The organism is Parabacteroides sp. AM58-2XD (assembly GCF_003463685.1).
In the GTDB taxonomy this organism is placed as follows: domain Bacteria; phylum Bacteroidota; class Bacteroidia; order Bacteroidales; family Tannerellaceae; genus Parabacteroides; species Parabacteroides segnis.
Genome location: NZ_QSDP01000003.1, coordinates 11856 through 25717 on the forward strand (window position 1 = coordinate 11856; position 13862 = coordinate 25717).

8 protein-coding genes and 3 pseudogenes are annotated in these 13862 nt (G+C 42.6%); 5 read left to right on the top strand and 6 right to left on the bottom strand.

Annotation, left to right across the window (positions count from 1 at the left end):
• Positions 1-195 precede the first annotated feature (195 nt).
• From DXA15_RS01245 to surE, 6 genes and pseudogenes are all read right to left on the bottom strand, one after another.
• A complete protein-coding gene (locus tag DXA15_RS01245) occupies positions 196-1278 on the bottom strand; it encodes a hypothetical protein (protein ID WP_128132873.1) in 1083 nt (360 codons plus the stop codon).
• 10 nt (positions 1279-1288) lie between these two features.
• A complete protein-coding gene (locus DXA15_RS01250; RefSeq protein ID WP_128132874.1) occupies positions 1289-1828 on the bottom strand; it encodes a hypothetical protein in 540 nt (179 codons plus the stop codon).
• Between the two features lies 1 nt (position 1829).
• A pseudogene (locus DXA15_RS27840) lies at positions 1830-2359 on the bottom strand (RNA polymerase sigma factor).
• A 132-nt stretch (positions 2360-2491) separates the two neighbouring features.
• On the bottom strand, positions 2492-3235 hold the full coding sequence (locus DXA15_RS01260) for a NigD-like protein (RefSeq protein WP_009859847.1): 744 nt from the start codon (positions 3233-3235) through the stop codon (positions 2492-2494).
• 82 nt (positions 3236-3317) lie between these two features.
• Positions 3318-4450: pseudogene (lpxB, locus tag DXA15_RS01265) on the bottom strand (lipid-A-disaccharide synthase).
• Positions 4447-5210 (bottom strand): annotated as a pseudogene (gene surE, locus DXA15_RS01270) (5'/3'-nucleotidase SurE). Before surE ends, lpxB begins: the two co-directional pseudogenes overlap by 4 nt.
• 978 nt (positions 5211-6188) lie before the next feature.
• Here surE and DXA15_RS01275 point away from each other — a divergent pair.
• The 5 genes from DXA15_RS01275 to DXA15_RS01295 all read left to right on the top strand — a co-directional run bounded on the left by DXA15_RS01275 (position 6189) and on the right by DXA15_RS01295 (position 13794).
• On the top strand, positions 6189-9467 hold the full coding sequence (locus DXA15_RS01275; RefSeq protein WP_128132875.1) for a DUF6383 domain-containing protein: 3279 nt from the start codon (positions 6189-6191) through the stop codon (positions 9465-9467).
• A gap of 391 nt (positions 9468-9858) precedes the next feature.
• Positions 9859-10623 carry a ParA family protein gene (locus tag DXA15_RS01280; protein ID WP_128132876.1) on the top strand — a complete coding sequence of 255 codons (765 nt, stop codon included), beginning with the start codon at positions 9859-9861 and terminating at the stop codon, positions 10621-10623.
• An 8-nt stretch (positions 10624-10631) separates the two neighbouring features.
• On the top strand, positions 10632-11516 hold the full coding sequence (locus DXA15_RS01285) for a ParB/RepB/Spo0J family partition protein (protein WP_128132877.1): 885 nt from the start codon (positions 10632-10634) through the stop codon (positions 11514-11516).
• A gap of 21 nt (positions 11517-11537) precedes the next feature.
• Positions 11538-12260, top strand: coding sequence for a DUF5683 domain-containing protein (locus tag DXA15_RS01290; RefSeq protein WP_224264229.1), 723 nt, complete (start codon positions 11538-11540; stop codon positions 12258-12260).
• Positions 12261-12267: 7 nt separating this feature from the next.
• Positions 12268-13794 carry a lytic transglycosylase domain-containing protein gene (locus DXA15_RS01295; RefSeq protein ID WP_128132878.1) on the top strand — a complete coding sequence of 509 codons (1527 nt, stop codon included), beginning with the start codon at positions 12268-12270 and terminating at the stop codon, positions 13792-13794.
• Positions 13795-13862: the final 68 nt, after the last annotated feature.

The window sequence follows — 13862 nt, forward strand, 5'->3', positions numbered from 1 at the left end:
TCCTAAGAGGAAGCAAAGCTTCCTGGGAAAGGCCTAAGCGGGTGAACGTCCGCGTAGGGGGAAGACGAAGCGGTTAAAAAAATCCGTTGTCTGAGCGAAGCGAGTTTCGGATTTTTCAGCGGAGTCTTTCACCGAAGCAGTGAAGCCGGTTAAGCCTTGATCTTTTGCCTACTTTTCCATCAAGGGAAAAGTAGGTTATTTTAACGCCTTCACATTAATATTGCTGTAATTATTTCCGTCGAAATTGATGCGTCCCTTGTTTCCGCTGTTGATTTCATAGTAATGGTTCACTTTATCCTCTGTCGAAGAGTTTGTGATGTTGAAACCATTGACATTACGGCTGCCGTATTTCATGTTTTCGGCTGCGATTTTGAAAGATGCTTTTGCCGGAACGCTGATATTCAGATTACCATAGCGTGCATCTACATTCACCTGTTTGAAGTTGGCAGACAATTCTTTTATTGTCAATGTGCTGTAAGCCAGTTCATCCACATTCAATTCATCTTTTACCGAGCCGATCATCGCTTCGCTGTATTTGATCTCCATATAGCCTTTGTCAAGACTTTCGATTTTTATATTACCATACTTGTTTTCCAGATTGATCTGGCCGCATTTCTTAATATTCATATTCGAATACTTATTGTCGGCATTCATTTGTTCCGCATCGCCGACAGAGACGTTTCCGCAGTATCCCAGGTCCAGATTCGCTTTCGTCACATTATTAATATCCACATTCCCGTATTTAGCTTCCAGGTTGAGAGGCTGGGTGAAACTGCCGGCATTCAGGTTGCCGTACTTCACCTGTATCGTGCTTTTGCCTTCATTCTTGTCCGGCAGATTGATGTTTCCGTATTTCTGCGACAGGTTGATTGACAGCTTCGAAGGCATGCTGATAAAATAATTGATCGTAAACCGGATATTGGAATTGTTATTACCCCAGTTTTGCTGTTTCAGCGAAGTGATGGCGGAAACCGTATTCCCGCTTTTCTTTAGTTCGATGTTCACACGGTCGATGCAAGCCTGTGCAGCATCCGCACTTTCGGCTTTTGCCTCTATCTCAACACGGATTGCCACTTCATTCTTGTTCCAGTGCGTGATGGTCGTATTGCCGTAACGATTGTCCGTCATCAATAAGTCACTCAGGCTGACGTCAAAAGATTTACTGATCTCTTTCTTCTTAATACTTTCCGGTTTTGCGCCCCAACTGATAGCGGTACTTGCGATGAGTAACACTGCCAGAAGTAATAAGGAACGGCTTTTTAATTGTTTTGTATTCATGATATATATTTTATTTGTCATCATTATCGTTTGTAACTATTTCCATCTGCTTCAGCATGATGTTCAGGCTTTCGACACTCGCACTGTAATGCTGGTTCATAGCGAACAGGCCGTCGTTCGAGCAAGGCAGTGTCGGGAGGATTGTTTCCTCAAACATATAGTTGTCTTTCAGAATCCTTTTGCTTTCCTGTAACAGACCGGCGGCTCCCGGAGTCTTCTCCTTTTTATACAACGATTCCATTTGTGCCATGATGTCGTTGATCTGCATCTTGTAATAGACCTGGAGTTCGCCAAATTCCTTTTGCTGGCTGCATTGTTGCTGTATGGCAGCTTTTTGATTTACAGGAGCAGGCGTCCCACCCGGCATGCGGAGCAGGAGTATCAGTGCAATGGCGGCTGCGGCAGCGAAAGCAGACAAACTATATAGTTTGAAATGTTTCCTGCGGGCAGGCGGCAGTTTCTTTTCGAAGCGTTCGAAGTGACCTTCCGGCAGAAGGTCATCTTCAAATGCTTCTCTATTGGTGTCTATGAAATTCTTTAATTTGTCCATGTCAATTTGCTGCTATAATGTCTAACAATTTGCGCTTTGCCCGCAGATATTGGCTGCGTACGCTTGGCGGCTGAATGTTCAGGATAGAGGCAATCTCTTCCATATCATATCCCTCAAAGAGGTAGAGCGAGAGGATTACGCGGTAACCGGCGGGTAATTTACCGGTTGCCTCTTTCACCTGCTTTACCGAGTAGGCTATTTCCTCTTCGTTCGGTCCGTCCGGCTCCGGATCGGCATAGTTGTCGGATAGTTCCTCCCATTCCGGTGTTTGCCGGCGCACATAATCAATGGCTGTATGGACTGCTATCCGATGTATCCAGCTTCGAAACATTGCCCTTCTTTATATTGGTCGATGTGCGTGAAGATTTTCAGGAACGAATCCTGCATGGCTTCTTCCGCTTCACCGCTGTTGCCGACAATGCGCAGGCAAGCTATGTACAATCGTTGTGCGAATTGTTTGTACAAGCCCAGTTGCGCACTCCGTTTTCCTTCCCGGCAACCCTTTATCAGTTGTACTGTTGTTTCGTTCATTTGTTTATATAAACGAGAGAAAACGTCCGACCGTTGCATCTCTGTCACAAAATTAGACAAAAAAAGAAAGGCATCATCACGATGCCTCTCTCCCTGAACTAAATGATAAAAATAAAAGTTATGTGGGAAGGTTTAATTTGTCACTTGAAAATTCTCGGCTCCCAACATCGGCGCTTTACCGGCAGGGGTACCTGATTTGTATTTAAGTTCAATCGTATCATCACCTTCATACGATTTATACTTCACCTTCATCGTCACTGTATCACCGTTTGTAGGCGGCAGACTATTCAGTCTGAATGAGGCCAGGCCCCAACCTTGTCCGCCCGACAAGTTGTTGTATGCGTTATGACGGAACTCCAGTTCATATGTATCCGTATTGTTCATCTTCACCAGATTGAGAAAATGTTTGGTCGATCCGTCGAAATAAGATTCGAACTGGAAATTAATATAACCATCCTCAATCCATACGGACTTCATCCATAACGGATCATTGCCGTAATATTCATCATTTTTCTCACCCAGATCGCCAACGATTGATTTAGTCAATACACTGTCGATTCTGTTTACACGGACTGCATAATCATATCCTTCTGCCATGTGGCTGGTCGAATCTCCCAATAATGTAAAGTTTATAAAAGCACGTCTTTCTTTATCTACCCCGAAATAAGGAGTAACGCCGGATGCCGGCCAGAAAGTCGTTGAATCATCCCATTGCAGGTAATAGGCGTCATTCCCTAATGGTTTGATTGTAGCTATTCCAAAACTGTATTTATTAGAAGAATTACTGTCATCATCTAAACAAGAATACATGGTAAAGGTCGCCAGAATGGTTCCTAGAACCAGTATAAAAGTTTTCAACGTCCTCATCACATTCATATCACAATTGTTTATTTTCCCATTCTAAAAGGTTAGATGGGAGATAAGCGAAAAATGCTGCAAAATAATATGATAAAAGATGTTAATTGTTTAATGACTGGTAGATAAGTGTGGCTGTACGTTGTGAAGCTCCTGGTTTACCGAGTATCCGGATGATCTCGTCGTAACCGTCGAGCATCTGTTGGCGGTAAGCCGTATCGTGAAGTATTTTGCCCAGTTCATCGTGTATCTGCTGATAAGAGAAGCGGGCACCGAACAATTCCTGTACGACTTCGCGTCCGGCAATCAGATTCACCAGCGAGATATATTTGGTATGGAAGAAATTGCGGAAGATAAAACTGGCCAACGGTCCGGCCACGACATAGTAACAGACTACCTGCGGTACGCGGAATAGCGATGTTTCAAGCGTTGCCGTACCCGAGGTAACCAAGGCGGCCCGGCTGTGTTGCAGCAGGTCGTATGTCTTGCCGAAGATGATTTTGGCAGGATGGTTTCCTATATATTGTTTGTAATATTCCGGTTCCAGTCCGGGAGCTCCGGCTATAACCGGCTGATAGTCCGGGTAGCAGCTGCCACTTCGAGCATGGTCGGAAGGTTATCTTTGATTTCCTGCCGGCGGCTTCCTGCAAGGAGGGCCAAGATGGGTTTATCCGGCAGTCCTTCATCGGCCATAAACGTATCGGGGCGATTGGCTTGCTTTTCTTTATATTGGGCAACCGAGTCGACAGATGGATTTCCTACATAATCGACCGAATAATCCAGCTTGCGGAAAAACTCGGTTTCGAAAGGCAGGATGCAGAACATCCGGTCCACATAACGGCGGAAGTCTTTGATGCGGTACTGTTTCCAGGCCCATATCTTGGGAGAAATATAATAGTAAACAGGCAGATGCAGCACTGTCTTTACGAATTTGGCTATTTTCAGGTTGAATCCCGGATAATCGATCAATATCACCACGTCCGGCTGATATTTCCGGATATCTTCCTGGCAGGTTTTCATATTATTCAGGATTGTTCGCAGGTTGAGCAATACGGGAATAAAACCCATAAAAGCCATTTCCTTGTAATGCTTTACCAATGTGCCGCCTACAGCCTGCATCAAATCTCCCCCGAAGAAACGGAAATCCGCCTCCGGGTCTTTTTCTTTTAATGCCGCCATCAGGTTCGACGCATGTAGGTCGCCCGAAGCTTCGCCTGCGATCAGAAAATATTTCATCCTTCCCAGTTTTTATATTTCTCCATCCATTCGTAATCCGTCACATCCAGTTTGCAGGGCACCAGCGAAGCATATCCGCTGTCGAGTGCCAGCATATCGTTGTCCGGATGAATCGGTTTGGCATTCTCGAAAGAACCTGTCAGCCAGAATACCGGTTTGCCGGCACCATTTTCCGAGCGTTTGTATTCCTTCACCCATTTTCCGGCAGCCTGACGGCAAATCTTCATGCCTTTAACTGTATCCACTTTCGGAACATTTAGATTCAGGTAAGTTCCGGCAGGTAACCCTTCTTTCAGTACACGGCGTGCCACCATACGTCCCAGACGGCAACATTCCGTAAAGTCGGCATCCGGATGATGGTCGAGTAACGAAACTCCCATCGAAGGAACTCCGAATACGCATCCTTCGGCAGCAGCTCCCATCGTACCGGAATAAAGAACAGCTATCGCCATATTGCCACCATGGTTGATACCCGAAACGAGTAGGTCTGGTTTACGTTCAAGCACTTCATTGATAGCCAGTTTCACACAGTCCACCGGCGTCCCTGTGCATTCGTAGATTGTAAGTCCGTGTTCTCTCTTCACCAGATTATATTTGATTGGATTTTCAGAAGTAATCGCACTGCTCATGCCCGAACGGGGGCCGTCGGGAGCAAATACGACTAAATCGCCCAGGTCTCTCAGGCATTCAGTCAACTCTTTAATACCTTTGGCATTTACGCATCATCATTTGTAATCAGTATCAACGGTCTATCATTCATCGCAACTTCTTTTAAATATCACTACAAATGTAACGATAATCTTTTGACGGAGGATGCTTTTAATTTTTTCTTAACGTTCGGAGAAAGTTACTTCCGGACGGTACAATTTGAGTTTCTGGAGATTATATTTGTTTTAATCAAAAGGGTGTCACTGAATTTACTTGTTGTATTTGTATGTTGACTATCATCTCTTTATGGGGTGACGCCAGCGGTTATGTTTGGCGTCACTATAGTAAAGGGACGAGACAAGCGGAATGACTGGTTGGTTATTATTTTTACCTATCGGGAACTAAGCCGTTACGTCCGTATAACTAAGAAATAAGCATGGTAATTCTAAGTATTTTTCTGCTTACTTTGATTTCTGTAATACATACTTTACTAAAAAGTAATGCTACCATTACTAAAATGTAATATGTACTTTACTTATATGTAATGCTTGCATTACATATTTAAAGTTACTATATTTTGCCATTAATTTCAGGGTGTTTAATATTTAATTTTCCGTGTGCTGTTTTTTATCTTTTACTATCCTGTTCGAGTGAGTCTGTCTGTATTAAAAATAGTGCGATAATGTGTTGGTGACGCCGGAATAGAATGGTGGATTCACCAGTTAATTGATTGACTTGTAGATAATAAACTTGTGGGTTTGTGAGGTTGACTCCGTCTGTATGGATAAATTTGTGGGTAAAATAGTTTTTGATCTCATGGAAAGTAAAGATCAGTATCTGTTTAGAATGTGCATATGACTTGAAAATCAATTCTATGTAAACTTGATATTAACGTACGTGCGTACATAATTAATATATAAAAGATGTTTTATCCGATAAAATAGATGAATAATGGGTAAAAAGAAGGGGGTAGAAATGACTAGCTAAAACGATCGATAAATTTAGTCATACGATAAGAGGTAGTTTTTGATAGCGATCGTATTGAATAAGAACTTATTACACTTTAGTATTAATATTAAATTTTAGAATTATGAACAAAAAGTTTTCTACGCTTTTGGCTACACTTCTTGTAGCCGGTGGAATGACTTCTACTTTTGCTGTTAATAGTCCAGCTCCAAATGATGGCTCGGTTAAAGCAATAGAAGAAGGTAAAGCTTATCAATTGTATGGTGGATCAGACCAGCTTTTGGTAATGACTAACACGGATGGTGTGTATAAGGCTGAGTTTTTACCGACCAGTCAAGTTACTGACCTTAATTCTTCTTTATGGACAATTAGTTATGTTTCTAAAGAAACTAGCGGTCCAGACTTTACATTGGTAAATAAGGCTAGAGGAACTTCTCTGTCTGTTGATTTGAAAGAATTGACTACAACTCCGAAAGCTGTAAACATGGGAGGTAATGTTAGCTCTTGGAAATGGTATCCTTCTGTAAAGAAGGAAAATGGTTTTTCCTATAACGATCATCAGACAGTTAAGTCTTATTTCACTTCTGACTCAGTTGTATATTTAACTGCTGGAGTTAACGGTGAAGTGATGGCAGCTAAAGAAGATGTAAATAAAATTGCAACTATACCAGGTCAAATTGAAATTGCTCCAGTAAGAGCAGCAGGTGCTGTTTTGACAGCTAAAGATCTGAATACTAAATTAGGTACAGATGTAGAAGGTACTTCTTTCAAACTATCTGCAACTCCAGAGTTGAAAGTAGGAACAAATAGTACACTAGGTGATATGTTTACCAAGAATGCGTATCGTGCTTGGAATCTGAATCCACAAAACGGAACAGATGAAGAAGAGTTCAAGATCTATCATAATTTTTCTTGGCATTTAACTGCAGCTGACTATGTGATGTTGCAAGTTATTGATAAAACAAATGATGACAAACCTTGTGAAGATACTTATCTGATGGCTGATACAGTATACATTCCGGGATTGTATGTAAACAATGAAGAAGGCGTTCAGTTTACTGATAAAGTGAAAGCTGTAAAGGCGAATATGCCTGCTAATGGAGATTATGTAAATAATTTCGGTGAAGGACGTAATCCGAAATCAGCTCTCTTTAAATTTACTTACTACCCAACAGAGGATAGCTTGGCAATTGATGTACTAGCATACAATAAAAAAGACGCTGTTGAATCTTCTTATGAAGGAAAGAATACAGCTTGGACTATTGAAACTACAAATAAGAACTCTGTTATTTTGAACCAGTTGACTGCTTCTAATGAATTAACATTAGGTGCTGTTGTTGCCAATCAGTCTCGTAACATCAAATTCATGTTAAATGAAGGTACTACTAACCGTGTATCTAAAGACAATGGTGTTTATGTGATCAAGAATAAGAAGGGGCAATACTTAGCTGCTCCTATTTATAATACATACGGTGCAAACGCAGGAAACTGGACTGCTGCTGAATGGGTAACTGTTATCGGCTCTGAACAAGACGTTATGCGTATGCCGGCTTATCAGTGGGTAATGGTTAAGAAGGACTCTATGACTGTTGAAGCTAAGAAAATTTCTGCAATGACTATTACGAACCGTGAATTCGAAGATGTAGCTAATACTGTTCAATTCCGTCATAATGAAGGAGGTGAATATTTGTTTGCAGATTTGTTTACTAATGATTCTCTAAAGGTTGAAGCTGTTGCTGCTGATGTTATTGCCAACGAAGCTTTGGGGTATTTGAATCTGGAAGATGAAAACCTGAAAGTGATGTCTTATAAGTTCAACTATCTGCATGCCTATGCTGAAGATAAGTTCATGGGTATGTTGAAAGATTCTGTTCTGAATGTGAAAGACAGCGAATTGTCTTTCTTTATGGAAGAATCAGCAAAAGCAAATTACGGTTACACAACTAAATATGTAGCAGGTTTGAAACAATTGACACGTGTGACTTACACTCCGTATGTAAAAACATCAAACGGTAAATGTTACATCACTATCGATGCAGAAAATCGTTACAAATTGACTGATGATGCAAGTAAAGCTCAGAAATTCTATTTGAAAGAAAATAATTTTTATCAGCCAGCTTCTAAAGAGGTAAAACAACCGTATTATGCGTTTATCAATGTAGCGGCACCTGGATCTAAAATGGGTTCTTCTGATCAGGATTTGAGCGTTATTTTGAGAGATCAGGTATTGAATGAGACTCGTACTTCTGCATTTGCTGTAGTTCCTAACAATGCTCCTTTGTATCGTCGTTTCTTGACAGAAGAAGGTAAAGACGAAGCACAGTTATTGAAGTTCTACGAATATTATGTAAACGATTATCTGATGGACGAAACGAACGAAAAGTTCCAGCGCGAAGGTGTTAATTACTTGGGTATTGGAGCTGAAGGTATCGCTGCTGCCGGTCTGTCATTCAAGGTAAGACCTTACAATATCGGTAAATCTGCTGCTTACCAGATCAAACCGCAGTATTTGGTTATTGTGAATGAAAGTGTAAATGAAGGTAAGCCAGCTGTAAAATGTAACGAAGATCACATGCACTATGATAAAGAAGCAGGTGAAGAAACAACAGATCCATACAAATGTTTCCATGCACAGAAAGCAGTGAAAGGTTTCGATCGTTACAAACTGTTGGTAAGCTTTGCTGATTCTGTGGAAACAGCAACAGCATTTGTAGATCAGAAATATCACTATGGTACTTACAGCCGTGTTGGTTTCGTTGATGCTGTTGAACAAGACAGTGTGCTGTACATTTTGGGTGATAAGTTTGTTGGTGTATCAACAAATGATTTGACAATTGACGCTATCAAAGAAGCTGGTATTGCTGGTATTGATATGAAGGCTGACGTTAAGAAAGACGAACATAAGAACTACACATGGTCATTCCGTTACATCAATCCTGAAAAGGTAGCTGATGCAACAGAAGAAAATCTGGACGTAGCATTCTTGATCGAGTCTAACGTTGATCCTAAAGGTAATACAGCTGAAGCTATTGCTCCTATGAATGCTGCATGGATCAGACAACAAAACAATTGCTTGGTATTGTCAGATCCGACAGAAGCAAAATTCGAAAATGCTAAGACCGGTGGTGATGCAGCCCTGATCTTCAATGCAGAAGCTGGTTCTGAAGATGATATGGCAACAGAAAACGAAGTAATCGCAACATCAACTATCTCTGTTGTTGCAGCAGACGGTGGCGTAATCGTTAAGGGTGCTGAAGGCAGGAATATAGTAATCACTAACGTACTTGGTCAGACAATTGCTAATACAGTTGTTACTTCTTCTGAAGCTACAATTTCTGTTCCTGCAGGTGTAGTTGTGGTATCTGTTGAGGGTGAAGCAGCTGTTAAAGCAATCGTAAAATAAGAAATTTATAATCAAAATAATCATTCCGCGTAATGGTTCTCCTTCGGGAGAGCCATTCAGTAACCCGCGACGGGTGAACAAGTGGGATGATGAATATTAAGTAATAAAATAAAGTTCTTCTGTCAAGTACTCCTGAGAAGGAGGAACGCAGACACAAAACAAGCCTCTCCGGTTGATATCGGGGAGGCTTCGTATTTTTAAAACTTCGTTATCATTTCCAAAAAAGTATATGCATATTCCTCATTTGGAACAAGTTATTAAATATTCTGTTTATATTTGCAAGTTATCAACAGTTAGGGCGACTTTTCAACAAAACGAGCATTGTTTTGCTTAAACCTGATTTCGTTAGGTTTTTAATGTTTAGTTTTGCCTCCGAATTAATAGACGAAGTATGGGAAAGATTATCGCTTTAGCAAATCAGAAAGGTGGAGTTGGTAAGACAACGACCACGATTAATCTGGCTGCATCCCTCGCTGCACTCGAAAAGAAGGTGCTTGTTGTTGATGCGGACCCGCAGGCAAATGCCTCCTCCGGACTGGGTGTGGATATTCGCAGTGTCGAGTTGTCCATCTATGAATGCCTGGTGAATGGTGAGGATGCGAGAGGTGCCATTATCCCGACCGAGGTGGAAGGACTGGATATTATTCCGTCGCATATCGACCTGGTGGGTGCGGAGATTGAAATGCTGAACATGGAGAACCGGGAACAAATCCTGAAACAGATTCTCGTTCCCCTGAAGGATATGTACGATTTTATCCTGATTGACTGTTCTCCTTCTCTGGGGCTGATTACAGTAAATGCCCTTACGGCAGCCGATTCGGTCATGATCCCTGTACAATGTGAATATTTTGCATTGGAAGGTATCAGTAAACTGTTGAATACGATAAAAATTATTAAGTCAAAGCTGAATCCGGCTTTGGAAATCGAGGGATTCCTGCTGACGATGTACGATTCGCGCCTTCGCCTGGCCAACCAGATTTACGAAGAAGTGAAACGTCCGTTCCGCGATCTCGTTTTTACAACCGTTATTCAGCGTAATGTGAAGCTGAGTGAGGCCTCCAGCTACGGCAAACCGGTATTGCTTTACGATGCCGAATCGAAAGGAGCGCTCAATCATATGCAGTTGGCACAGGAGCTGATAGACAAAAACAAATAAGTAGAATTATGGCAGTAATGAAAAGATCGGCTCTTGGCCGTGGATTGGATGCTTTGATCACGATGGACGACCTGAAGACAGGCGGTTCGTCTTCTATCAGTGAGATAGAACTGAGCAAGATTCAGCCCAATCCGGATCAACCCCGTTCTATATTTGAGGAAGAAACACTGGAGGAACTGGCTACTTCTATCCGTTCCCTGGGTGTTATTCAGCCGATAACCCTGAAAGAGATCGGAACCGAGAAGTATATGATCATCTCCGGTGAACGTCGTTACCGTGCTTCTCTGATGGCAGGTCTGGAACAGATCCCTGCTTATATCAAGACGGCAGCCGACGAGAATGTAGTTGAGATGGCGCTGATCGAAAATATACAGCGTGAAGACCTTAACTCGATAGAAATTGCATTGGCTTATCAGAAACTGATAGATAGCTATGGTCTGACTCAGGAAAAACTCAGCGAACGGGTAGGAAAGAAGCGGGCGACTATTGCCAACTATCTGCGCCTGCTGAAGTTGCCTGCCGAGATACAGATGGGGCTGAAAGATAAGAAAATCGATATGGGACATGCTCGTGCCCTGCTGCCGGTCGAAGATCCGGAAGTGCAGCTGGCTCTGTATGAACAGATATTGGCGGAAGGGCTTTCCGTACGTAATGTGGAAGAGATCGTGCGGAACGGAGCTGAAGCTGTAGCGGCAGAAAAGAAAGAGAAGACAGCCGGACGCAAACCGATGCTTCCCGAAGAATTTAACCTGCTGAAGGATCATTTGTCCCGATTCTTTAATACGAAGGTACAATTGGCGTGCAACGAGAAGGGAAAAGGACGCATCACGATTCCTTTTACCTCGGAAGAAGAACTGGAAAGACTGATCGGTCTGTTGGATAAATTGAAATAAGTTGACGGTAGATTCGTGAGGATGAAATTAAAAATAAGCAGGATACTGTGCTTGCTGGTGGTGCTTACGGGTATCTCTTTATATACAAAAGCACAAGGCAAGGCGGTTATACTCGACGCCGATACGGTTGTTGTTGCACCACCCGACTCAACGGTGCAGGCTGTACTTCAGTCGGCTGACTCTGCGAGCCGGGTAAAGGGCAAGGAAATAGATCTGAAACCGTTCAAACCCAATCCGACAAAGGCGGTTATTTTGTCGGCTATTTTGCCGGGATTGGGACAGATATATAACAAGGCTTACTGGAAATTACCTATTGTATATGGTGGTTTTATGGGCTGTATCTATGCGATAACCTGGAATAACAAGAATTATAAGGATTATTCGACGGCCTATTTTGATTTGATGTATGATGTGAAAAACAATGCGGATGATCCGTCTAAATGGAGCAGTTCATGGACGGATATTGCGAAGAAGAACGGATATGATCCGGAAAAATTTATTACGACTGCATCTTATCAGGATAACATCAAGCGCCGTAAGGACTATTTCCGTCGTTACAGGGATTTGAGTATTATTATCACAGCCGGCGTTTATGCTATCTGTATGATCGATGCTTATGTGGATGCCCAGTTGTTCGACTTTGATATATCTCCTGACCTGAGTATGCGGGTGGAACCGATGGTGATGCCTAAGACCAGCGTCAGTGAACGAATATATGGCCTGAATTGCAGTATAAAATTCTAATTAATACATGAAATACTTATTATCATTACTCTGTTTCTGCTGTTTCGTTACTGTTGCCCGTGCACAGGAAACAATAACTGAAAATGAAGAACCTCAGTATTCGGACCTTTCCGCCGACTCCCTGTCGGTTGATGTCGGTCTGATACCCGAAAGTCTGGATGCGGATGTCGACAGCCTGCTTCATTCCTGGCATGTGCAATACTTTTCCAAGAAAGATGAATATTGCCATGACGATGCCGCAAATGTATGGTTCCCTGACTCTGTCTACCGGGAACGTCTGGAAAGCCTTCCGCGTGTTATTTCTTTACCTTATAATAAGGTAGTACGCGATTGCATTGATTTATATGCCGACCGCCGCCGTAATCTGGTACGCTATATGCTGGGTATGGCGGATTTTTATTTTCCGATCATCGAACAGGTGCTGGATGAACATGACTTGCCAATCGAGCTGAAATATCTGGCCGTGGTGGAAAGTGCCCTGAATCCTGTTGCTTTATCACGTGTCGGTGCCTGCGGCTTATGGCAGTTCATGCTTCCGACCGGAAAGATTTACGGACTGGAGATCAACAGCCTTGTTGACGAACGTCGTGATCCGGTAAAGGCTACGCATGCCGCCTGTCGTTATTTTAAAGATATGTATGCTATTTATGGTGACTGGAATCTGGTGCTGGCTTCTTATAATTGCGGACCGGGAAATGTAAATAAAGCCATCCGTCGTTCCGGAGGGAAGACTGATTTTTGGGAGATATTCCCTTATCTGCCCAAAGAAACCCGCTCGTATGTGCCGTTATTCATTGCGGCAAATTATATTATGAACTATTATTGCGATCATAATATCTGTCCGATACAGACCAGTATGCCGCTGGCTACCGATACGGTCGTTGTCACTAAAGCACTGCATCTGGAGCAGGTGGCGGATATACTACAAATGGATATTCAACAGATCCGTGCCTTGAATCCGCAATATAAGCGTGATATTATCCCCGGAAACACGGAGCCGTCTGTGTTGAAATTGCCGGTAAACCAGACGTATGCTTTCATCGACAAAGAAGATACGATTTATACGCACCGCGCAGAAGATTTGCTGGAGAATTGTCTGGCTTATAATCCGTCCGACAAAGACGGCGGAAAGTCTTCCAACCGCGAAAAGATTACTCATCGTGTTGCTTCCGGCGAAAATATTTATGCGATAGCCGACCGGTATGGAGTGACTCCAAAAGAAGTACGTCAATGGAACGGTCTGAAGTCGAACAAGCTGGCTAACGGGCGGCGATTGACTTTGTATGTGGATAATGGTGGGGTGGCTTTTGCTTCAACAGCAAAGTCTAAGGCGATACCTAAAACGACTTCTCCTTCGAAAATAGTTGAGAAACAGGGTGATGGCTATGTTTCTTATCAAGTGAAATCGGGAGATTCCCTTTACACAATATCGAAAAAGTATCCCGGTGTGTCGGCAGCTTTGATACAAAAGGCGAACGGATTACCGAATGCAAATATCCGTCCCGGACAGGTTCTGAAAATTCCTGTGGGATAAAACTTGCTATTTTCTTGGCTTCCGTGCTGATTTTTGATGAATATTTGTATATTTGTGGTTACAGACGT